The 22,543-nt window shown below is 45.0% G+C and carries 20 protein-coding genes, 5 tRNA genes and 1 rRNA gene; 18 read left to right on the top strand and 8 right to left on the bottom strand.

Annotated features, from left to right (window positions below):
* Window positions 1-96: 96 nt before the first annotated feature.
* The gene (locus AVZ68_RS03760; protein ID WP_059103196.1) at window positions 97-621 is read left to right on the top strand and encodes an HAD family hydrolase; all 525 of its coding nucleotides are present in this window, start codon (window positions 97-99) and stop codon (window positions 619-621) included.
* Between the two features lie 513 nt (window positions 622-1,134).
* The gene (locus AVZ68_RS03750) at window positions 1,135-1,998 is read left to right on the top strand and encodes a hypothetical protein (RefSeq protein WP_059103194.1); all 864 of its coding nucleotides are present in this window, start codon (window positions 1,135-1,137) and stop codon (window positions 1,996-1,998) included.
* Between the two features lie 1,074 nt (window positions 1,999-3,072).
* Here AVZ68_RS03750 and AVZ68_RS03745 read toward each other — a convergent pair.
* Genes AVZ68_RS03745 through AVZ68_RS03735 form a run of 3 tightly spaced genes read right to left on the bottom strand, consistent with a single transcriptional unit; the run spans window position 3,073 to window position 5,717 of the window.
* Complete coding sequence (locus tag AVZ68_RS03745) at window positions 3,073-3,639, bottom strand: sugar O-acetyltransferase (protein ID WP_059103193.1); 567 nt, start codon at window positions 3,637-3,639, stop codon at window positions 3,073-3,075.
* Window positions 3,640-3,673: 34 nt separating this feature from the next.
* Window positions 3,674-4,456: a DeoR/GlpR family DNA-binding transcription regulator gene (locus AVZ68_RS03740; RefSeq protein WP_082676290.1), complete on the bottom strand. Its 783-nt coding sequence runs from the start codon at window positions 4,454-4,456 to the stop codon at window positions 3,674-3,676.
* Window positions 4,457-4,487: 31 nt separating this feature from the next.
* Window positions 4,488-5,717, bottom strand: a complete 1,230-nt coding sequence (locus AVZ68_RS03735; protein ID WP_059103191.1) for a Bcr/CflA family efflux MFS transporter — start codon at window positions 5,715-5,717, stop codon at window positions 4,488-4,490.
* A gap of 200 nt (window positions 5,718-5,917) precedes the next feature.
* Between AVZ68_RS03735 and AVZ68_RS03730 the strand changes: the two genes are divergently transcribed.
* Entirely contained in the window at window positions 5,918-6,769 is an 852-nt protein-coding gene (locus AVZ68_RS03730) for a DMT family transporter (protein ID WP_059103190.1), read from the top strand.
* Window positions 6,770-6,892: 123 nt separating this feature from the next.
* On the opposite strand, the gene ahpF is transcribed toward AVZ68_RS03730, so the two are convergent.
* The 4 genes from ahpF to AVZ68_RS19635 all read right to left on the bottom strand — a co-directional run bounded on the left by ahpF (window position 6,893) and on the right by AVZ68_RS19635 (window position 10,575).
* On the bottom strand, window positions 6,893-8,422 hold the full coding sequence (gene ahpF / locus AVZ68_RS03725) for an alkyl hydroperoxide reductase subunit F (RefSeq protein ID WP_059103189.1): 1,530 nt from the start codon (window positions 8,420-8,422) through the stop codon (window positions 6,893-6,895).
* Between the two features lie 13 nt (window positions 8,423-8,435).
* Window positions 8,436-8,999: an alkyl hydroperoxide reductase subunit C gene (ahpC, locus tag AVZ68_RS03720; protein ID WP_059103188.1), complete on the bottom strand. Its 564-nt coding sequence runs from the start codon at window positions 8,997-8,999 to the stop codon at window positions 8,436-8,438.
* Window positions 9,000-9,203: 204 nt separating this feature from the next.
* Complete coding sequence (locus AVZ68_RS03715; RefSeq protein ID WP_059103215.1) at window positions 9,204-10,010, bottom strand: MBL fold metallo-hydrolase; 807 nt, start codon at window positions 10,008-10,010, stop codon at window positions 9,204-9,206.
* Between the two features lie 412 nt (window positions 10,011-10,422).
* Complete coding sequence (locus tag AVZ68_RS19635) at window positions 10,423-10,575, bottom strand: YjcZ family sporulation protein (RefSeq protein WP_082676280.1); 153 nt, start codon at window positions 10,573-10,575, stop codon at window positions 10,423-10,425.
* 233 nt (window positions 10,576-10,808) lie between these two features.
* On the opposite strand from AVZ68_RS19635, the gene AVZ68_RS03710 reads away from it, so the two are divergent.
* The 6 genes from AVZ68_RS03710 to AVZ68_RS03685 all read left to right on the top strand — a co-directional run bounded on the left by AVZ68_RS03710 (window position 10,809) and on the right by AVZ68_RS03685 (window position 11,426).
* A tRNA-Glu gene (locus AVZ68_RS03710) sits at window positions 10,809-10,880 on the top strand.
* Window positions 10,881-10,911: 31 nt separating this feature from the next.
* A 5S ribosomal RNA gene (gene rrf / locus AVZ68_RS03705) occupies window positions 10,912-11,027 on the top strand.
* 59 nt (window positions 11,028-11,086) lie between these two features.
* Window positions 11,087-11,162: transfer RNA gene (locus tag AVZ68_RS03700), tRNA-Val, on the top strand.
* 18 nt (window positions 11,163-11,180) lie between these two features.
* Window positions 11,181-11,265: transfer RNA gene (locus tag AVZ68_RS03695), tRNA-Tyr, on the top strand.
* A 10-nt stretch (window positions 11,266-11,275) separates the two neighbouring features.
* Window positions 11,276-11,350 (top strand) — tRNA-Gln (locus tag AVZ68_RS03690).
* A 3-nt stretch (window positions 11,351-11,353) separates the two neighbouring features.
* Window positions 11,354-11,426 (top strand) — tRNA-Lys (locus AVZ68_RS03685).
* A 409-nt stretch (window positions 11,427-11,835) separates the two neighbouring features.
* Here AVZ68_RS03685 and AVZ68_RS03680 read toward each other — a convergent pair.
* A complete protein-coding gene (locus AVZ68_RS03680) occupies window positions 11,836-12,018 on the bottom strand; it encodes an aspartyl-phosphate phosphatase Spo0E family protein (RefSeq protein WP_059103187.1) in 183 nt (60 codons plus the stop codon).
* Window positions 12,019-12,169: 151 nt separating this feature from the next.
* On the opposite strand from AVZ68_RS03680, the gene sigW reads away from it, so the two are divergent.
* From sigW to AVZ68_RS03635, 9 genes are all read left to right on the top strand, one after another.
* Window positions 12,170-12,733, top strand: a complete 564-nt coding sequence (gene sigW, locus AVZ68_RS03675) for an RNA polymerase sigma factor SigW (RefSeq protein WP_059103186.1) — start codon at window positions 12,170-12,172, stop codon at window positions 12,731-12,733.
* A 17-nt stretch (window positions 12,734-12,750) separates the two neighbouring features.
* Window positions 12,751-13,389, top strand: coding sequence for an anti-sigma factor family protein (locus AVZ68_RS03670; protein ID WP_059103185.1), 639 nt, complete (start codon window positions 12,751-12,753; stop codon window positions 13,387-13,389).
* A gap of 188 nt (window positions 13,390-13,577) precedes the next feature.
* On the top strand, window positions 13,578-14,405 hold the full coding sequence (gene cdaA / locus AVZ68_RS03665; RefSeq protein WP_059103184.1) for a diadenylate cyclase CdaA: 828 nt from the start codon (window positions 13,578-13,580) through the stop codon (window positions 14,403-14,405).
* Window positions 14,398-15,630 (top strand): CdaR family protein, encoded by a 1,233-nt coding sequence (locus AVZ68_RS03660; RefSeq protein WP_059103183.1) that lies wholly within the window; start codon window positions 14,398-14,400, stop codon window positions 15,628-15,630. Before cdaA ends, AVZ68_RS03660 begins: the two co-directional genes overlap by 8 nt.
* Before the next feature lie 13 nt (window positions 15,631-15,643).
* On the top strand, window positions 15,644-16,984 hold the full coding sequence (gene glmM, locus AVZ68_RS03655) for a phosphoglucosamine mutase (protein WP_059103182.1): 1,341 nt from the start codon (window positions 15,644-15,646) through the stop codon (window positions 16,982-16,984).
* A gap of 398 nt (window positions 16,985-17,382) precedes the next feature.
* Window positions 17,383-19,185, top strand: coding sequence for a glutamine--fructose-6-phosphate transaminase (isomerizing) (glmS, locus tag AVZ68_RS03650; RefSeq protein ID WP_059103181.1), 1,803 nt, complete (start codon window positions 17,383-17,385; stop codon window positions 19,183-19,185).
* Window positions 19,186-19,346: 161 nt separating this feature from the next.
* Window positions 19,347-20,483: an AAA family ATPase gene (locus AVZ68_RS19630; RefSeq protein ID WP_082676279.1), complete on the top strand. Its 1,137-nt coding sequence runs from the start codon at window positions 19,347-19,349 to the stop codon at window positions 20,481-20,483.
* Between the two features lie 87 nt (window positions 20,484-20,570).
* Window positions 20,571-20,840 carry a hypothetical protein gene (locus tag AVZ68_RS03640; protein WP_059103180.1) on the top strand — a complete coding sequence of 90 codons (270 nt, stop codon included), beginning with the start codon at window positions 20,571-20,573 and terminating at the stop codon, window positions 20,838-20,840.
* 811 nt (window positions 20,841-21,651) lie between these two features.
* Entirely contained in the window at window positions 21,652-22,524 is an 873-nt protein-coding gene (locus AVZ68_RS03635) for a putative RNA methyltransferase (protein ID WP_059103214.1), read from the top strand.
* Window positions 22,525-22,543: the final 19 nt, after the last annotated feature.

Genomic DNA, 22,543 nt, shown 5'->3' with positions numbered 1-22,543 from the left:
CAAATCCCTGCCCAAAAATAAAAAATGTGCCTAAACAGGCGCGAAATATGGGTTTTATTGTGTAAGTAAAACAAATAAATTTTAAAGAGGGATAAAATGATATTTTTTGATATAGATGGTACCATACTTAATCATGATAAAGCGGAAGAATTAGGTTCTATAGACTTCTTTAACTTGTATGTAGAAGATATAAATTATAGCAAACAAGAGTTCATAAAAAAATGGAACTATTTATCGGTAAAGTATTTTAATAAATATCTAAGTAAGGAACTTTCATTTAGAGAACAAAGAAGAATGCGTATTCGAGAGTTATTTAATTATGACTTGAGTGGAGAACAAGCTGACGAAAAATTCAATGGTTATTTGGAGTTGTATAGAAATAGATGGAGAGTCTACGATGACGTCATTCCCTGCCTAGAATTTTTAAAAAGTAATGGGTATAGATTAGGGGTAATTAGCAATGGCGATCTTTCTCAACAGCTAGAAAAACTAAATAATATAGGGGTAAAAAAATACTTTAACAATATCTATGCTTCTAGTGAAATTGGTGTGTCTAAACCAAATCCAGAAATATTTCTTGAAGCTTGTAAACAAGCAAATGCAAAAGTAGGCGAATGTTAATATATAGGAGATAGGCTGGACACTGATGCAATAGGAAGTTCTAAAGCAGGCTTAAAGGGAGTTTGGTTAAATCGAAAAGATAAAAAAGTCCATAAAGATGTAAATGTTATACATAGCCTTAAAAAAGTAGAACGTCTATAACCAATGATTAAATAGAGTGGGGAACTCTGCGTAACTTTATCTGGAGTGGCAGGCATGATAGCCTGGTCGGCTCAGCCAGTTTTCCTAAAAACCTGGCTTCCTGGCTGGGGGTCATGCCTGCAGAGGCTCCATGTCAAGTTGCAAAACGCTCGCCTTCGAATCTTCGGTCATTTGTTTAAACGCTTAAGTGAGCTAGCTCCTCCTGGAAGTATTCTTCTGATGTTCGATACTTTTAAATGAAATAAAAGAAAACATTAGAAAAGTAAATAAGGAGAACCTATTCGATGAGGTAACAATTAGGAATAATATAGTAGAATCTGATTGGAACTTATTACTTCTGAAATTTGATTAAATTAAAAATGGAGGTTTAGGATGCTGATTAAGCACTATAAAGGAGTAGATATCGAATTAAGCGAGGACCATGATTTTTCTTGGTTGGATTATTATGACGATGTTTTTTGCGTTTTTGATAAACAAGACTCTGGTAATATTTCATTCGGGGTAAAGACAAATGGAGAAAAAAGATTTATTAAATATGCTGGTGCGAAAAATATGTTATTTAATGGAGATGTAAAAAAGGCAGTTATAAATCTAAAGAAATCGAAACAGGTTTATTATGATTTAAAAAAGCAATCATTAATAAAATTATACGATTCATTTGAAACCAAGAAAGGGTTTGGACTGGTTTTCGAGTGGTTTGATGGCATTAACCTGTATCCTCACTGGACTTTTGATGATTACGATAGATATAGAGATCCTAAATCATCTTATTATCAAAGTAGGCATTTGACTTTTAGAGAGAAATGTTCAATTTTTGATGTTATGTTTGATTTCTTGATTCATGTTGAAAACAAGGGATATACAGCTGTAGATTTCTATGATGGTAGTTTGATGTACAATGTAAAAAAAGGAATAACAAAGGTAATCGACATTGATTATTTCAAAGAAAGTAATATTCGAAATGATATAGGGGAGTCATTTTGGGGCTCTTCAAGAACAAAGGCTCCTGAAGAACGTATAATTGGAAGTGAAATTGATCAACGTACGACTGTTTATACTGCAGGTAAAATTATTATGGAAGTAATATCAACTCATGAGATTCCCGACTTAAATCAGTTGAATTTAAACAAACAAATGAGAGGGATTATAAATAAGGCAACTCAAAGCGAAAAAAGCAAAAGGTACCAAAGTGTAGAAGAATTTTATAAGGAGTGGAGTAAAGAAGTCAGGGTATAGAGTTTGTCGACTTATTATTTATGATTCAATAAGAGTGTGATAGTTAACATTACAAGATGAAAAAGAGCTTCTCGTAGAGCCTCGATTTTTTCAGGCACCAGAAAAAGCATCGCTTTCTTAACAAACAAGCGAAGATCAATCCCATTCTGAGCATCGGACAAGGAAGAGGTATGACAGTATGGTGTATGATGAAGCTAAAGAGGCGCTTTCTTGACATAAAGACTTGAGAATAAAGGAATTTTTTCGTTTACAAGAAGGCTGGATGGAGTTTGAGTGTTTACTTAAGCAGGTGCAAGAAAGATGTGTGTGTCAACCAACACGAATATTTTTTACTAAAAGTATGTTAGAATGAAAGTGTTCGGTTAAGTGCCCGCTCTAGTTTTCTCAACCGGTTGTAACTAACGCTAAGGAGTTTATGATTCATGAGAGGCACGTGCCGATTTTGTGCCGATGGCGTTTAAAACCTCTTAACATACCTTGAAAAGCTGATAGTCAGGAAAACTGATTAAACAAGGGTTTTAAAGATTGATGATGAATCTTGAAACCCTTGATTAATCAAGTTCGAAATGGAAGGTTCAATCGGGTAATGTATTTACGGAATCGGTTCTTCCTTATTGTATAGTCGGTAGCAATGAGAATTAAAGAATGGTCATGGTAACTGCAAACCAAATGCAAACACAATAAATACAACTGAGCGGAAACAAAGCAACTTGCGCACATCACTCCTTGGAATTTACCTTTACTTATAGACTATACGGAACACTTACTATTTACTAACGAGTACCACACAGAAATGGTAAGGAAGGGGTCAGCGGTTCAAGTCCGCTTGGAAGCTTAGCTGAAAACGTTGATACATAAGAGTTTCTCCGGTGGTGGGGAAGCTTATTTTTTGTTTAAATGGGCACTGTAGCACAGTTGTTAAGCTAATACCATCTATTTAAAAAGCTGACCTACATTGGGTCAGCTTTTTAGAAACCTATTGATGGTAAAAAGGAGATCTGAGTGGTTGCTTCTCAGGTTTTTCTCGTATGAACTCTTTACTTGCTCTTTTTAGATCACCCAATAAACGCTCCCTTAATCCTTTGCCTCTATCACTCTTATAATCCTTGCGGGGTTGCCGCCTATGATCACGTTGTCGGGGACGTCTTTTGTGACAACAGCCCCTGAGGCGATCACGACGTTGTTGCCAATCGTCACGCCGGGGTTAATAATGGCTCTTCCGCCAATCCATACATCGTTTCCGATGGTGACGGGTTTGCCAAATTCTACGCCAGATGACCGTTCCATTGGGTCAATGGGGTGTGTCGCTGTGTAAATGTGTACGCCTGGGGCGATGAAGCAGTTGTTGCCAATGCGAATGTCACATACATCTAAAAAGACAGCATCAAAATTCGCATAGAAATGTTCACCTACATGAATATTCGTGCCATAATCGCAGCGGAACGGGGGTTCCATCGACAAGTGTTGCCCGGTTGAACCAAATAACTCTTTTAACAAGTCCATTCTTTTTTCCGATTCTGTCTCGTCGGTTTGGTTGTATTGTCGTGTTAAGCTGCGGGCTTTTAATCTTCCTTTAACTAGCGTTGCATCTTCGGGGTTGTATAATTCGCCGTTTACCATTTTTTCTGTTTCTGTTTTCATTGGGATCTCCTCCTCTAGTAGTCATTTTTGCAGGTCACTCATTGGAATGGGTGAGTTCAATCGTCACGTTGTTTTGTTTTAGAAGGTCTTTATACTTATCGGAAGGCGCTTCGTTCATGATTAAGGTGTCGATGTCTTTGAAAGAAAACCCCTTATAGTGGCTGGGCTGATGAAATTTTTGAGCGTCGGTTAGTAAAAAAACCTTTCTCGCTCGCTTGGCGATGATTTGTTTGATCGAAGCATCTTCACGATTGACAAAGTACACGCCGTCCTCAGACACCCCTGCGGCTCCGAAAAAAGCTTTATCAAAGTAGATAGCACCTAGCTGCTGGGAAGAGAGCGTGAAGTCATGGAAAAAACGGTTGTTGTGATTTAACTTTCCTCCAAGCAAGTGGACGGTGATTTCCTTTTTTGTTGATAAGACCTCTGCGTTGTCGAGCGAATGGGTGTAGACGGTTAGAGGGCCTTTTAACGACTCGCATAGAAATTGGACAGTGGTGGACACATCAAGGAAGCACAGGTCATCGTCTTGAACGTATGCGAACGCTGCTTGCGCGATGGCTAACTTCTGTTTGGAAGCGGTCGTCAGCCGTTCTTTGTAGGCTTTCTCTTTATAAGCTTTGATTTCTTCCTTATAAGAAGGCGAGGCGATTCCGCCGTGTGTTCGGATGGCGGCCCCTTCTTCGACCAATTTAATAATGTCTCTTCTTGCGGTATCTCTTGATACATTCAACAATGTACATATGTTTTGATTAGAGATGGTGCTATGGCGGTCGAGGTAATCTAAAATTTTAACTAAACGTTCCTCTTGGTACATCGCAAACACCTGCCTTTTTAAAAGGATTGGCTTAAGTGGTTTTTGCATCTTTCTCTTGATCCGAAGCGTTTTTCTTTTTTGTTAACGTAAAAAAGGCGACAAAACCAATAGCAGAGGTACTAAACAATATGACCCCCATGGGGACGGCTGATTCCTCATTAATTCCGGCTAGCGGTGAGAAGATGGAACCCAGCAGCAGCGGGAGCATCCCTAACAAGGCACTTGCACTGCCCGCCCGGTGTTTTTGATTTTCCATGCCAAGCGTAAACGAACTAGTGACAATCATCCCCATGGATGTCATGTAGATGAAAATGGTGATGACGAGTGTAAACAAAGGCCCTTTAATGATGGTCATCAGAAGTAAAAGGGCCGTTGCAGATACGGCGGTAATAACGGCAGTTCGAAGCAGACTTCTTTCATGAATCTTCCCGCTAAGACGGCCGATCGAGTAACTCCCCATAATAATTGCGAGTCCATTAATACCGAAGAGGATACTAAAGGTTTGAGGAGAGACGTTGTAAATGTCTTGATACACAAAAGGGGTTCCGGATACATAGGCAAAGCTGCCTCCGTGGATAAACCCTACCACTAAGGCATACCCCAAAAAAGAGCGGTCTTTCAATAAATCGCCCATTGTGCGAATAGAATGGCCAATGGAGCTCGGCGTTCGTTTCTCTGGCGGCAACGTTTCTTGGAGGCGCATGCCAATAACCAATACAATAAGAAGACCAATGATAGCCAAAGCAAAGAAAATGGTGTGCCAACTTGCAAAAGGCAACAGCAAGATGCCTCCGCCTGCGATAGGAGCGGCCATTGGGGCGACCGCGTTAATAACCATGAGGAGAGCGAAGAATTTCGTCAGCTCTCGTCCACTAAACACATCGCTCACCACGGCCCTAGAAAGAACAACACCCGCTGAGGCCGTAAAGCCCTGTAAGAAGCGAGCGACGATCAGTGTAGTAATATTGGGGGCGAGGGCACATAAAAGCGACGATACAGCAAATAAAGAAATGGAAATAAGTAAAGGCTTTTTTCTGCCTTTAGCGTCACTGATCGGTCCAACCACAAGCTGGCCAATGGCAAGTCCTAGTAAAGTTGCTGTTAAACTGAGCTGGACGAGCGAGGCACTTGTATTTAAATCGCTTGCGATGTCAGGAAAGCTTGGCAAATACATATCAATGTTAAGCGGGCCTAGCATGGCAAGCAAACTAAGAAGAAGGACTAAGCCTAGACGCTCTTTTCCCTGTGGGTTATGAAGCACGACGTGATGATTTTTTTGTGAAATAGATAACACCTCCTTGCATTTGCTATTGTAAGCTTATTTGCATGGTTTGTTAAGTGGTTTTAAGTGATTTTTGTTTTCGTTCTCTTATTCAGATGTTGGTAACGGATTTTTGAATCATGTTTAAAGGCAAGCGGGATGAGGATGAAGAATAGGAGAAGAGCGGGGAGGAAAGGGTTATGTGGTTTATTTGGGCAATCGCTAGTGCACTTGTGTTTGGTCTCGCTTCCTTTTTTATGAAAGTGAACTCGTTCTGGTCGCTTCCCACGATGTCGTTTCTAACAGGACTTTATGCGAGCGGGACCGCCGGGTTTCTGCTGGTGGCCATCTTGGAACATAGCTTGGAGATCAACGTTTGGATTCTTATAGCGGGGGTCGTTATTGGGCTGGGCTCCACGTATGGCAATCTTCTTTTCATGAGGGCTCTTGAGTACGGACCGGCCAGCTTAACGTCGCCGCTTGTGAATACGAACATCCTGCTTATTGTGCTTTTTGGCGTCCTTCTTTATGGGGAGCAGCTGAGTGTCTGGCAGTATAGTGGAATTGCTCTTGTGTGTGTGGCAATTTTCACGTTGCCATTTGATCCGAATGAAGGGATATCGATTAAAGGGAATGTATGGTATGCATTGGTTTTCTTAGCGACAGCCCTTATGTTTTTGCGTAACGGAGGGTTAAAGGCGACGGAAGAGGCCAGTCTTGCGAATACTCCTATATTGATGGTGGCTTATGCGTTCGGGCTGCTGGTTTCAATTATATTGGTGAGGCAGTCTAAGGAAAAAAGCAGTGCTGGCAAAGGAAAAGGGTTTGCATGGGGGCTTGTGGCGGGCCTGTTTTCTTTTGGCGGCATGCAGCTGTATGCGATCGCTCTGCGAGACGGGCCTGTGAGTATTGTCTCGCCGCTTTTTGCTGCTCATGCGCTATTTGTTGCGGTATTATCGATGCTGTATTTAAAAGAAAGGATTTCGAAGTATCAGGCCGCATCGCTTGTCTTGGTGGTGATTGGCATTGTGTTGTTACGAGGGGAGGGATGATCTGAGGAGAAGCGGAGGGATATCCTGCGGTGGCTCGCATAATAAAGCCGCATCGTTGCCATTAGGCAACGATGCGGCTTTATGTCTAGCTCCGGCGGGTAGAACTAGCCTGCGCTTTTTACATTAATTCCGGATCAGGTAGTCAAACGCTCCAAGAGAAGCGGTGGCTCCTGAACCCATGGAAATCACGATTTGATTGTAGGCACTGTCTGTGCAGTCCCCGGCAGCAAAGAGCCCAGGAACGCTTGTCGCGCCTTGCTTATCCACAACGACCTCGCCGATGCGCGTACGTTCAACAGATTCATCCAACCACTCGGTGTTTGGAACAAGCCCAATTTGGACGAACACGCCTTCCAATGGGATATGACGCTCTTCGTCTGTCGCACGGTCTTTGTACGTAATGCCATTGACATTGTCCGTACCGGTAATTTCCGTTGTTTGTGCGTTGGTGATAATGGTTACATTTGGCAGGCTGTGTGCGCGATCTTGCAAGACGCCGTCTGCTTTTAGTTCTGGCGCAAATTCAAGCACAGTCACGTGTTTGACAATCCCTGCAAGGTCGATGGCCGCTTCAATCCCAGAGTTTCCTCCGCCGATCACCGCCACATCTCTTCCTTCAAACAACGGCCCATCACAGTGAGGGCAGTATGCAACGCCTTTGTTTTTTAATTCTTGTTCACCAGGTACGCCGACATTTCTCCAACGGGCACCGGTAGAGAGAATGATCGTTTTCGCTTTGAGAACCGCATCGTTCTCAAGCGTTAATTCAAAAAGGTCCTTTTTCTCTAATCTCTTAGCGGTCTGCAAGTTCATTACATCAACGTCGTACGTTTTCACATGTTCTTCAAGGCTCGCAGCGAGCTTAGGCCCTTCTGTACGTGGCACACTGATGAAGTTTTCGATGCTTAACGTATCAAGAACTTGTCCACCGAAGCGGTCAGCGACGACGCCTGTCCGAATGCCTTTACGTGCTGCATAAATGGCTGCGCTTGAGCCAGCTGGACCGCCGCCAACCACAAGAACGTCAAACGGGTCTTTGCTTGTAAGTTCCTCTGCATCGACGCCAATGCCCATTTTCCCAATGATTTCTTCGGTACTCATGCGGCCGCTTCCGAAAGGTTGGCCGTTTAAAAACACGGTTGGCACAGCCATGATGTTTTGGCCGTCGACTTCCTCTTTAAAGGACGCCCCATCAATCATGGTATGAGTGATATTGGGGTTGAGTACGCTCATCGTGTTCAGAGACTGGACCACGTCCGGACAGTTGTGACAGGTCAGGCTGATATAGGATTCAAAGTGGTACTCACCTTCAATGCCTTTGATTTGATCGATCAATGATTGATCGACTTTCGGTGGTCTGCCGCTCACTTGGAGCAACGCCAATACAAGTGAAGTGAACTCATGACCTAAAGGAACACCGGCGAATGTGACACCGGTGTCCTCTCCGACACGATTTACACTGAAGCTTGGCGTTCTTGGCAGAGCAGCTTTTTCAACCGTAATTTTAGAAGACATCGCTGTAAGCTCGTCAAGAAGAGCAAGCATATCGGTGGATACCTTGTCCTCACCTGCGTTGGCTTTAATGACGATGTCGTTCTCTAATAGCTGCATGTATTGCTGTAATTGTGACTTAATCTCTGCATCAAGAACCATTTCGTTGCACTCCTTAAATTTTACCTACTAGATCAAGGCTTGGTGTAAGTGTATCTGTTCCTTCTTCCCATTTTGCTGGGCAAACTTCACCAGGGTTGTTGCGAACGTATTGCGCTGCTTTGATTTTGTTTACAAGAATGCTTGCGTCACGGCCGATGCCATCCGCATTAATTTCAACCGTTTGGATCACACCGTCTGGGTCAATGATGAATGTGCCGCGGTCCGCAAGACCAGATGCTTCGTTAAGCACTTGGAAGTTGCGAGAGATGGTTTGAGAAGGGTCGCCAATCATCGCATACGTGATCTTGCCGATTTTCTCAGAAGCGTCGTGCCATCCTTTGTGTACGAAGTGGGTATCTGTAGAAACAGAGTATACTTCAGCCCCGAGTTCTTGTAAGCTTTCATATTGGCCTTGCAAGTCTTCAAGTTCTGTTGGGCATACAAAGCTGAAGTCAGCTGGGTAGAAGCAAACAACGCTCCACTTTCCTTTTAGGTTTTCTTCCGTGACTTCGATGAAATCACCGTTTTTGTACGCTTGTGCTGTGAATGGTTGTACTTCAGTACCGATTAGTGACATAAAAGAAATCCTCCTAGTGATTATTAAGCGAGTGCTTAATTTATAGTAATTATAATCATGTACCCATTATTAATTAATCATGAGTATTTGTCAATGCAGTTTCTAGGCAAATAGGGAAACGTCACGTTTTATTCATAAACGCTGCTTTACCTGTACCCTTTTTTGGTTTATCAAAACCTCCCTAACTTTCTCAATTAACTTCTGTCACTTCTTTAAGATCGATGTAATGATATGCTGTGAGTCCCATTGGCCATTTGAAAGCGTGATGATAGGGTATTTACGCGGAAAAAGACGCTGTTGAATTTCGTTGACTGTAAGGCCTTGTTGGTGGAAATGCCAAACGTCCGTGTCGATTTGTCTCAGGTAGTCGAGCTTATCGTGCAGGTGCTGTCTGCCATTCGGAAGATACCCTGCATGGCTACAAAAGACTTCAGTAAAATTGTAGGTTAGCAGGTGTTCAAGAGAATCAATGATTTCAGGAATCGATTCGCTTTCCATGATCACCTTTGTTTTTGTTTGAACATACAAATCACCGGAAAATAGCTGTCCGGTTGTTTGGTTTAAGAAAGCTGTATGGTCAGCGGAATGGCCAGGAGTGAATAGGCTGACCCAATCGCTATGGCGTGATTGGAAACGTTCGGGAAGAGGGGACGGCTGGAAAGCTTTTCTTGTTCCCCAGAAAAGCTTTCGATAGAGTGGATATCTTCCGTCCTTTAAGGCTTCTTTTATCGACGTTTCATTTAAGTAAACGGGCACGTTCAGTTGTTGGTGAAACCAATCGGCGCACCCCGTGTGGTCCTCGTGGATGTGGGTACAGTATAGGGCGTCCACAGGCTGCTCTTGCCAAAAGTCGAGAAACAGTTTCTTTAAAGATACGGCGCCCGCATCGATGACGATTCCGTCAGTAACGAAGCTATAGACATTCAGGTGGACCGACTGAAACCTGACTGAACCGTTGGCCATATGGACATCGCTGACAGTATTCTTCTCTAGATTCTTTTCAAGTAGCAAAGCAAGGCCTCCGTTCCATCTTATGAATGAACAACCATTCATTTAACGTTCCTTCATTATACATCACGTTTGCGGTTGCTGGCAAAAGGGAATCACGGCGTGAGCCTAGTGCCAAAACGATCACATTGCTTCAAGACATACTTGAGACGCGGCTTATAAAACCACTCCGTCCTGTTTGAATGGAGCAATTAGAACGGAAGCGGCTGGACGGTGTATGCTGGTAAGACGGTACTCGGCGGTGGGAGTGATTAACTATGTATACATGCTTTCAAGCTCGCGCAGCGTTGTGGTGCTGGTGAACGGATTGAAGGGGGAAAGTCTTTGGACAAGCCGAAAGAGCGCCTGCTTAAAAACAGGCACTTCCCAGCTGCATTTTACGCGTTGCTGCGGCTCGCATACCTCTATGGTGTGATTATCTCACATATGCGGCGCCGATGATGATAAGAAGGATGAATAGAACGACGATTAGCGCAAATCCGCCGCCAGCGCCGTAACCAGCGCCACCAACTGGACCGTAGCCATAGCCGCCGTAGCCGGCACCATAACCTCCTCCGTAGTAACCCATGTGTACACACCACCTTTATGCTAGGATTACTATACCCTATGCAAATCCGTGGGATTGGCGACAAAAGTGGGCGTCTCGTTGTGTATAATGAGCAAGCGTTTGCGTCTACAGGGGAATGGGCCGGACGTTGGAGATATTTCGGGCAAAGATCGCGAAAAAATTTGCAGCGTTTCTTACAAAAAGGCTTGCGTTTCAATTAGTCTTTTGTTAATATATTGGTTGTCAGTGAGAACGGCCCGTTGGTCAAGTGGTTAAGACACCGCCCTTTCACGGCGGTAACACGGGTTCGAATCCCGTACGGGTCATTTTTTCGTTGGTTGTTTTACTGACTCTTCGTCCGGTGGCAATAGCAAAGAGGTCACACCCGTTCCCATGCCGAACACGGCCGTTAAGTTCTTTTGCGTCGATGGTAGTTGGGGGCTTCCCCCTGTGAGAGTAGAACGTTGCCGGGCTCTTTCTCTTTAGGTGAAAGGGAGCCGATACATATTCATGTTACGAGAGGACATGCTACGGAGGATTAGCTCAGCTGGGAGAGCACCTGCCTTACAAGCAGGGGGTCGGCGGTTCGATCCCGTCATCCTCCACCATATCGACTTTCCATTCGTGGAGGGGTAGCGAAGTGGCTAAACGCGGCGGACTGTAAATCCGCTCCCTCCGGGTTCGGCGGTTCGAATCCGTCCCCCTCCACCATCTTTTGTGTTGGGCTATAGCCAAGCGGTAAGGCAACGGATTTTGATTCCGTCATGCGCTGGTTCGAATCCAGCTAGCCCAGCCATAGGAGCCATTAGCTCAGTTGGTAGAGCATCTGACTTTTAATCAGAGGGTCGAAGGTTCGAATCCTTCATGGCTCATACGATCAACGGAACAAGGAGTGTGCGAAAACCAATCGCACACTCCTTGTTTGTTTAGCTTCTGCGGGTAGGAGCTCGGGATTTTTCAGTCCTGGCCTAAAATCCAAAACCGGGATTTCTGGTCCAGGCCTTCCAAAATCCTCGCTCCTGACCAACCCGCCTGTGCTTTTCGGNGCGGGTAGGAGCTCGGGATTTTTCAGTCCTGGCCCAAAATCCAAAACCGGGATTTCTGGTCCAGGCCTTCCAAAATCCTCGCTCCTGACCAACCCGCCTGTGCTTTTCGGGTTGTCTAGCTCCGGCGGGTAGGAGCTCGGGATTTTTCAGTCCTGGCCTAAAATCCAAAACCGGGATTTCTGGTCCAGGCCTTCCAAAATCCTCGCTCCTAACCAACCCGCCTGCGCTTTTCGGGTTATATATTCATTTTTCTCGTCTCGGTTAGGGTTGTGTACTCGTTCAGCAAATGATCGAGCTCTCGGCTTAAAGAAATGACACGCTCTGAGCTTAATGGATGGGTAGAAGCAGCACTGTTCAACTGCATCCGAACAAGCTCAATGCAGTTTGATAAGCACTGGATGTTCTGTGAATGCGACATGACCCTACCTCCTTTTTGTTATAGTACGATACACGCCTTTAAAAACCCTTTATTTTTCTAGGGAAAAGTGGAAAAATCATGGTATGATAACAACCAAGATGAAACTTTGCGTGACTGTATTCGTAAGAAGAGTGTAGGTAGGGGAAATCGCATGGATGGCTTAACAAATCGATTGATAAAAGAAATTAAAAAAGGAGACGATCAAGCCTTTGCCGAACTGGTAGACCTATACAAGGATAAGGTCTACCAAGTGTCGTATCGGATGGTTGGTCACGCTCATGACGCACAGGACATCGCGCAGGAGGCTTTCCTGCGAGCCTATACGAACCTTGATAAATTTGATACGAAGCGCAAGTTTTCGACGTGGTTGTTTCGGATTGCAACGAATGTAGCGATTGACCGTTTGCGCAAGCGTAAGCCTGACTTCCATTTGCAGGATGTGGTGAAGGGCACGGACGGGGTGACGTATGAATCTCAATTGGAAGCAAATGAGGATCTGCCTGAGGAGCAGGTGATCACGCTTGAGCTGCAGGAATGGATTCAGGGCGAGATTATTAAGCTGCCGCCGAAGTACCGATCAGCCATTATTTTAAAATATATTGAAGACCTTTCTCTTAAGGAAATTAGCGACATTCTCGATTTGCCGGTCCCTACGGTGAAAACACGAATTCATCGCGGACGTGAGGCTTTGCGGAAGAGGATGCGCAATGTTTAAGATCGGAGGGACGAAGCATGAGTGATTGTCATTCTCACGACGACTTAATTCACCGTTATTTAGACGGGAATATCACCAAGGCTGAAAAAGAGCAATTATACGAGCATGTAGAAAGCTGTGAAGCGTGTGCCGATCATTTGCAGGAACTTAAAAAAGCGATCGCTTTTGTTCAGAGCTCCTCTCATATTGAAGCGCCTCAAGGCTTTTCCACGTCTGTAATGAGCAAGCTTCCACAAAGGAACTCGACTGCGAAATGGAAGCTCGCCCTACGAAGGCATCCTCTATTTGTTGCTGCGGCGATATTCGTTCTTATGATGGGCGCCGCTGTTCTGTCGGCGTGGAATGATAGTGGCCAGGTGACGGTAGATGGAAGCGGACACTTTGTGGTGGATCAGGAGTCGGGACAAGTTGTTGTTCCCGAGGGAGAGGTGATTCAGGGGGATTTGGTTGTTCGCAATGGCGAGCTCCACCTGGAAGGAGAAGTGGAGGGCGACGTACTTCTGCTTAATAGTGAGCCTTATTTTGCCTCCCCGCAGCGGGTATCAGGCGAGATTGAAGAGGTCAATCAGGCGCTTGAGTGGGTCTGGTACCATATCAAAGGCTTCTTTGGCGACGTGGTCTCTGTTTTTAATGAAGAGGATGAAGGCGCTACGTAGAGCTCTTGTGGAAGGCAAGGGCTCTCTTTAATTTTCTAATGATTTAATGGTATAATAGAGGACGTGTAATGTTTGGAAGCTCCTTTTTTTGGTAATCGTAAAAAAAGAGGTGGAGGCCCTGGAGGCGACCAACGATTTGTGGAGAATTGGCTCCGCTGAAGAAAGTTTTACGCTATGGAGGAACAATTATGTTTTCCTTTGAGTTTGAAGGACTGCCCTGGTTGACGTATGTCGGGCAAGTGATTGATATTTTGCTTGTGACATACGTGGTGTATAAACTCATGATGATTATACGGGGCACAAGAGCGGTTCAGTTGGTGAAAGGGATCGCGGTTATTTTTGTGATCTGGTTTGTTAGTAATTTCTTTGGTTTAAGCACGCTTGAATTTCTAGTGAGGCAAACAGCCACGTTTGGGTTGCTTGCCGTTATTATCATCTTCCAGCCAGAACTGCGTCGTGGCTTGGAACAGCTCGGTCGAAGCCGCTTATTCACAAGTCGTTCCGCACCTAAAAATAACAACGCCCAGTCAATGGTGGATGCCATTGTCAAGGCGGCTACATACATGGGAAAGCGTCGGATCGGGGCGCTGGTTTCGATTGAACGGGAAACAGGTCTGAACGATTATGCGGAAACTGGGATTAAGATGAATGCGGAGCTTTCCTCAGAGCTCTTGATCAATGTCTTTATCCCAAACACGCCGCTTCACGATGGAGCGGTGGTGTTAAGAGAGGACAAGATCGTCGCTGCAGGGTGCTACCTGCCCCTGTCGCAGGATTCAACGATTTCAAAAGACTTAGGGACACGCCACCGGGCAGCGCTTGGCGTCAGCGAGGTGACGGACTGTCTAACGTTAATTGTGTCCGAAGAGACGGGAAGCATCTCGGTTTCAAAAAACGGGACGCTCTACCGTGAGTTAACGGACACGCAGCTTCGAGAAATGCTGGAGCAAGACCTTGTTTCAGAGCCTCGCCAGGCGGGGACGCGCTGGCATTGGGGTGGGAAGAAAAATGGATAAACTGTTTAATAGCCGTTGGTTTGTGCGGATCATGGCCTTTTTCATTGCTCTGATGTTATTTGCGGCAGTCAACCAAGAAAACTTGGGATCTCCGTCCCTTCTGCCGCCTGCGAATGATGTCTCGTATACGCTAGAGGATGTTGAGCTTGAGGTGCATTACAACGAAGATCGGTATGAACTCATCGATCAACCGGAGACCGTGCGTGTGCAGCTAGAGGGCTCTCAAGTGGCGCTTGCGATATTTCAGGCCTCCTTTAGCCAGTCGTATGAAGTCTTTGTGGATGCAACGGAGGAAACGGAAGGAGAGCACGCCATTGCCATCCAAACCAGAGGCTTTCCGAGCGATTTGACCGTTAGCGTCGTTCCTCAGGTGGCCCGGATTGAACTGCAGGAAAAAGAGACGAGATCTTTGCCTGTGCGCGTGGAATTGATGAACACAGACGGCATTGAGGAAGGCTATACCGAAGGGTCACCGGTCGTGACACCTGTCAATGTTGATGTAACAGCAGGCCGAGATATCGTCGAACAAGTCGCCGAGGCCAAAGTGTTTGTCGATATGGACGGGGCAAGTGAAACGGTTGACGATGAGTACCCGGTCCGTTTGTTTAATGAATTAGGGGACGAAATGGAGCTCTCCCCAGAACCCGCTTTCGTTAATGTGAATGTGCCGGTCACAAGCCCCAATACGCTTGTTCCAGTGAGGATGATGAGGGAAGGCGAGATGCCGGATGGACTGGCGATTGACGAGGTAACGATTGAGCCGAGCGAAGTCACTGTCTACGGCCCAGCTGATGAATTAGAAGAGGTGGAATTCGTGGAGAGTGAGCCCGTTTCCCTTGAAGAGATCGAGGAATCTGGCGATGTGGACGTCCCGCTTACCGTGCCAGATGAAATGGAGCGAGTCGAGCCTGAAGAGGTGACGGCTAGCGTGAGCGTGGAGGATGAAGAGGAACGAACATTCCCGAACGTTCCCATTACGATCACAGGAGAGGGCAGCAATGAAAACGTTACGTTTTCAGAAGCATCGACGGTAACGGTGACCGCCTATGGTTCTTCGGCAAGACTCGAGCGTATGAACCCTAGCGACATCCAGGCTTATGCGGACGTTAGTGAAGAAGACAACGGGGAGGCCGATGTGCCGATTGAGTTCAATGGCCCCTCCCATATTCGATTTGAAGCAGAAGAAAATCAAGTGTCTCTCAGTATCGAGGAGAGCACACCATAAGGAGAGATGAACCATGGGTAAATATTTTGGTACCGACGGGGTCAGGGGGGTAGCAAATACCGAACTGACACCGGAACTTGCCTTTAAACTAGGGCGTGCTGGCGGGTATGTGTTGACCAAAGAGGCCGATCAGCCGCGCGTGCTCATTGGTCGTGATACGCGAATCTCTGGGGAGATGCTTGAAGCGGCGCTTGTCGCAGGTCTTTTGTCCATTGGTGTAGAAGTGATGCGCATCGGCGTGATTTCTACCCCCGGGGTCGCTTTTTTAACCAAAAAGCTAAGCGCCACGGCCGGCATTATGATCTCGGCCTCCCATAATCCAGTAGAGGACAACGGAATTAAATTCTTTGGCTCAGACGGATTTAAACTTGCGGATGCGCAGGAAGCAGAAATTGAGGCGCTGATTGATGGCGAGGATACGATGCCTCGTCCGGTGGCCGGCGACCTCGGCGTATTGAATGACTACTATGAGGGCGGGCAGAAGTACTTGCAATTCTTGAAACAAACGGTGGAAAGCGATTTTACAGGGATTCATGTCGCGCTTGACTGTGCGCACGGAGCGGCTTCTTCTCTTGCGACACACGTCTTTGCGGACTTAGAAGCGGATATCTCAAGCATTGGGTCCTCTCCAGATGGAACCAATATTAATGACAATTGTGGCTCTACGCACCCAGAGGAGCTGGCCAAATTTGTGGTGGAGAAAGAGGCCGATGTGGGCTTAGCCTTCGATGGCGATGCCGATCGCCTCATTGCCATTGATGAACAAGGCAATATCGTGGATGGCGATAAAATCATGTACATTATTGCGACGTACTGGAAGGAACAAGGACGGCTCAACAACAATACCGTGGTTTCCACAGTGATGAGCAATCTTGGTTTTTACAAGGCGCTGGAGGAAGAGTACATTGATACAAAGCAGACGGCTGTTGGCGACCGTTACGTGATGGAAGAGATGCGCAAGGGCAACTTCAATCTGGGTGGAGAGCAATCGGGCCATATTATTTTGCTCGACTATAACACCACAGGGGACGGTCTGCTTTCGGGATTGCAGCTGGTGAATATTATGAACGAAACCAAGAAGCCACTCTCAGAGCTGGCCGCCAAGATGCCAACCTATCCGCAGTCGCTTGTTAATGTCCGTGTTACCGATAGAAATGCCGTCACGACGAACGAGCAAGTAGCCGTAACCATCGCCAAGGTGGAGGCGGAGATGAACGGAGAAGGGCGTGTGCTCGTCCGTCCGTCGGGGACAGAGCCGCTTGTGCGTGTAATGGTGGAAGCCGCAACCGAAGAACTGTGTGAGGAGTACGTAAATCGGATCGTTGCTGTGGTGAAGAAAGAACTTGGAGCTTAAGGAGAAACGCCCAGAGTGCCGGAACACTCTGGGCGTTTTTTGTTCTGGAAGAGATGAGGTGCACATGAACGTCGCAGGTACATATACTGCACTAAGAACGTCACAGGATTTTCATTGACGCTCTTTCTTTCATCAGGTATGCTTATCCATGTATCTTGGAAAAAGATACGGCACGACCCACAGCGCCAGGGCTGACAGTGAGTCAGTTGACGAGGAGAGGGCTAATCGAAGTTTCGGCGGATTCCCTCCGGTTGCCGCATGACAGCCGTAAGATTCTGTAAAAAACAAAGGGGCGACCCTTTGCACAAAAGCAGAATGTTTCATGCATCAAAAACAAAGAGTGGGGGCAAGTCTGCCCCTGCGCACGCACTTGCCTCCACGTCCAGGAGGATACGACTATGTGTGGAATTGTTGGGTACATTGGAACAGAAGATGCGAAGGAGATTTTGCTTCGCGGTCTAGAGAAGCTTGAATACCGCGGCTACGACTCAGCTGGAATTGCCGTAAGAGCGGACGACGTGACGCACGTATTCAAGGAAAAGGGCCGCATTGCCACTCTCCGTGAAGCCGTCGCGGACGACGTTGCGGCAAGCGTCGGCATTGGGCATACACGCTGGGCAACCCACGGGGTGCCGAGCCAGCTCAACGCGCATCCGCATCAGAGTTCAACTGAGCGCTTTACGCTTGTTCATAATGGCGTCATTGAAAACTATGAACAACTGCAGCGTGAGCACCTTTGCAATGTGCACGTACAAAGTGACACGGACACGGAAATCATTGTTCAGCTGATTGAACAATTTTCAGGAGACGGACTAACCACAGAAGAAGCGGTTCGCAAAGCACTCTCGTTGATGAAGGGTTCTTATGCGATTGCTCTTCTTGATAAAGACGATCCTGAAACCATTTTTGTCGGAAAGAATAAGAGCCCGCTCCTCATCGGTGTCGGAGACGGGGTCAATGTCATTGCGTCTGACGCCATGGCGATGCTCTCGGTCACAGATGAATTTGTGGAGATCATGGATGAGGAACTTGTTCTCGTTCAGCGCGAAGGCATTACGATTCAAACGCTGGACGGGAAAGAGCAAACGCGCGATTCTTACCGCGCCGAGCTCGATGCGAGCGACATTGAAAAAGGCACGTATCCCCACTTTATGCTGAAGGAAATTGATGAGCAGCCGTTCGTCATTCGTAACATTGTGCAAAAGTACCAGCATGAAGACGGGAGCACGCGTCTTGATGGCGACATTCGTGCCGCGATGCAGCAAAGCGACCGCATCTACATCATTGCGGCGGGAACGAGCTACCACGCCGGCCTTGTCGGCAAGCAGCTCCTCGAGCGCATTGCTGGAAAGCCGGTCGAGGTGCACATCGCGAGTGAGTTTCTCTACAATATGCCGCTTCTTTCCGACAACCCACTCTTTGTCTTTATTTCACAAAGCGGAGAGACCGCCGATTCACGCGGCGTTCTTGTCAACGTGAAAAAGCAAGGCCATCGAACCTTAACGATTACCAATGTTCCAGGCTCCACACTCTCCCGTGAAGCCGACTACACCTTGCACACATTTGCAGGACCAGAAATTGCTGTTGCCTCGACAAAAGCGTATACCGCACAAATGGCCGTTCTAACGCTTCTTGCCGTTGATACCGCTCATGCAGCAGGCATCGAACTCGACTTTGACCCGCTGCAAGAACTCGGCATCGTCGCAAACGCGATGGAAGCACTGTGTGATCAGAAAGAAGAGCTTGAGCAAATTGCCCGTGAGTATCTATCTGTGACGCGCAACGCCTTTTTCATCGGCCGCGCCGTCGATTATTATGTGGCAATGGAGGGAGCCCTCAAGCTTAAGGAGATTTCTTATATTCAGGCGGAAGGGTTCGCAGGCGGAGAGCTGAAGCATGGCACCATCGCTTTAATTGAAGAAGGCACGCCGGTTCTCGCGTTAGCGACACAGTCTGAGGTTCACTGGAGCATCCGCGGGAACGTGAAGGAAGTCGCCGCACGCGGTGCAGCCCCTGTGATTATTTCCATGGAAGGTCACGAGCAGGAAGGCGACGCCCTTGTGTTGCCGCGTGTCCATGAATTGCTCGCCCCACTTGTCTCCGTTATCCCGACGCAGCTGATTGCGTACTATGCAGCGCTGCACCGTGGATGTGACGTTGATAAGCCAAGGAATTTGGCGAAGAGCGTGACGGTGGAGTAGAGGGTTTGAGAGGGTAAATTCAGGTGTGGATTTGAAATAAAGATCGATAATTTATAATAAAGTTTGATAAAAACACTCCCTTGCGATAGTATGTTCGTAAGGGAGTGTTTTATATTTTGGTGAATTATCGTCGTTTTTAAACAAGGTGGGGAGGAAAGTATATGAAGAAGTTACCTTTAAATGATGAAATTTCTGTTGCGATTTCACAAGTAGTAGACGATGCCTCAGTAGTAACTCGTAAACCTAGTCATGCCGACCTAGATAATATTATCCTTCGTAACAAATTGGATAAAGGTGACCCGAAATTAATTGGTCAAAATACCAATGTTGGTAAAGTCAAAAGAGTAAATGCCGTATTAAACTGGGCTTTGGAATACAATCATGAAACTGGAGAAACCTTTGTTAGTTCCCTTCTTTCTTTAATTAGGGGACATGATGGATTTCGGGAAGATTCTCCGAATTTTGTAGGTCACGAATCTATTCGGAACCTTCGAAGTTCGTTAAAAGCTGAAGGAATTGTATTATCAAGTGATGGGATGGTTACCCCAATTGTATTGGACAACCTTACTGATTTAGAAATGGAAGAAGCTTTAATGGGTTATACCCGTCGCAAAGGTGCATCGAATGCAGCATTGTTAACTGGAACTAGTAAAGACTTATTAGAAGCTGTTGTAGCACATGTTATAACAAGGATGCTAGGCGAGTATAAGCAAAGTAATTTTCCAACCCTATTGGGACTTGCTTTTCATCGTCTACCCCAAAAATTTCTAAAGAAATACGCAGGGGATTTGTCTAATTATGAAATGAACTTGGCAAGGATTATTTTAGACAACTTTACTTCTGTTGAAACATCTAGTTGCGTTGGGGGGAGAAGGGGTAAACTTATCGCTAGTTTAGTAACCGAGCATGGTGATTCAGTAGATGGAGAGTTTTCATTAGGTGAAACCTCTGAAGTAATAACTGAAGATCAAATCAATCGTCTTTCGCAATTAACTGTAAAAAACTTCAGGGGATTCTCTGATGAACATATCTTTGAATTTAAAAATCCCTATACTTTTGTTTACGGTCCTAATGGAAGTGGAAAATCGAGTTTCTGTGAAGCCCTTGAATATGCACTTTTAGGGACAATTCATGAGGCAGATGCAAAGCGAATTGGACTTGATAAATATATTAAGGATGCATATACAGGGCAATCGGAACTTCCTATTTTGAAAGGTGTAAATTCGAGGGATAGTGAAGTTGTTGTACATCCAATGCCCCAAGTTAATGAATTTTGCTTCATAAAAGAAATCGTATAGAAGGGTTTGCCCGGGTCTCCGCTAATACACCACAGGCTCAACAGCAACGACTTGCTGCTTTATTTGGATTAGAGGATTTTAATACCTTTGTTGCGAATTTTAAATGAACGGTTTGATAATAATCTTGATTGTGAAGGAAAGCTTGCAAAGAAACTTTCTGAAGAAGAGAAGAAAATCGAATTACATAAACAAAATTTAGAAACTTCACCTCAAAAAAGAGAAGAGGTACAGCAACAGACAGCTGAATTACTTAGCAAGTATCCTGATGTTAATACTTTAGAGGAATTAAAAGAAAAATTATCAGGAACAGAAGAAGAGGGACTTGTACAAAAAATAATGCACACATTGCGAGCTTAGGGAACTTAAAAGATATACCAGACCCTGGTGTTGGAAAGTTGATGGTAGATTCACTAATAAAAGAGCGTAATGAGGCAATGGAGTCTTTACAGGATTATAAAGATCAAATATCTTTAAAAGATCTGTATACTGATATTTTGCAAAATAAAGATATATTTCAAGATGTTTGTCCAGCGTGTGAATCAGAGTTATATATAGTCGGGAACCGTGCAGTTCCTTTAAACCCTTATCTTAATCATCGAAATCATCCCCTTTTAGTGTTTACATTTCTTTAAGTGAACTCGCACCAGTTTGGCAAGGTTGATAAAATCTTTGACTTTTGATAACAAGCTGGTTATAATACTATATGTATATCTGAATTTTAAATTGTTTTAAGGAGGATTATTAAAAAATGATGCATGCGATAAGACTTCGATTCCTAACTTTGAACCAGTAATTAAATACGTTCAAAGGCTCTGTTTGTGAAAACAGGGTAAACGGGATTAGTCTGTCCTTTTTTAATAATCTTCATTTCATATTTTAAAATTACTTGTTCGTCCGATAGGAGCAGCATGCTCTTCTAGCAACCAACTTTGCTAATGGGCTTTTTATTGCTTGCTTTAATTGGACTCTAATATGTAATGGATAGAAAGGTGGTGGTCTGTTCTGCCTTTCTTTATTTTTGTCTAATTTACCTCTCTTTGTGCAGCAAAGGCAGGTTTATTTACTATAGTGTTTGACAAACACATAAATAAGGATAGGTTTTTCCCTTTTACTCTAAAGTCACAGGCAGATGCTTGTGATTTTTTTATTGCAGAAAGGGAGAAAAAACATGAAGCCAAAGGAAAAAAGTGCTGAAACAGTAAAAGAAATTGCGGATGTTTTGAGATGTCCGCTTTGTCATCATCCAATGAAGGTTTTTGCCTTAAAAAGCCTCGTTTGCAAGAACAATCATACATTTGATTTTGCAAAACAGGGATATGTCAACATGATGACTCGTCCTTCAAGAAGTCATTACGACAAAATGTTATTTGAAGCAAGACAAAAAATAATCATGGAAAGTAACTTATACGAATTGTTGCATAAGAAAATTTCAGAAGTGATCGAGGAATATTTGGAAGGCTCACATGACCCAACTATCATTCTTGATGCAGGTTGTGGAGAGGGATCTCATTTACAAAGAATATTGAAGGAGTGTAATGACAATACAATGACTGGGATTGGGTTAGATATCTCAAAAGAAGGCATTGTAATGGCAGCAAAGCATTATCGGACTCCCGTTTGGCTGGTTGGTGATTTAGCAAATTCGCCATTAGCGAGTCAATCATGCCACTACATTTTAAATATTTTATCGCCTGCTAATTACCAAGAATTTCAGAGAATGATGGTTCCAGGCGGTCTTATGATAAAAGTTGTTCCTCGTAGGAATTATTTAAATGAATTGCGGGAGGTATTGTTCGACGATACAGATAAAAAGACGTATGAAAATAATGATACCGTATCACTTTTTAAACAACATTTTCATTTGATGGATCATTTTACGATCAACTATACCAAATCGTTAAGTCAAATAGCTTTAAAGGATCTTATGCAAATGTCCCCACTTGCTTGGCACGCAAAACAGCACAATGTAGATGCAGTTCTGAATCATTGTTTACCTGAAGTGACCATTGATTTAGATATTTTAATTGGGACAAATAAGTAAACCGTAGGAGATGAGATGA

It is taken from the genome of Shouchella shacheensis (genome assembly GCF_001484965.1).
GTDB lineage: Bacteria > Bacillota > Bacilli > Bacillales > Bacillaceae_D > Shouchella > Shouchella shacheensis.
Note: the sequence above shows the minus strand (reverse complement) of the source record. Positions and strands in the feature narration are given on the sequence as shown.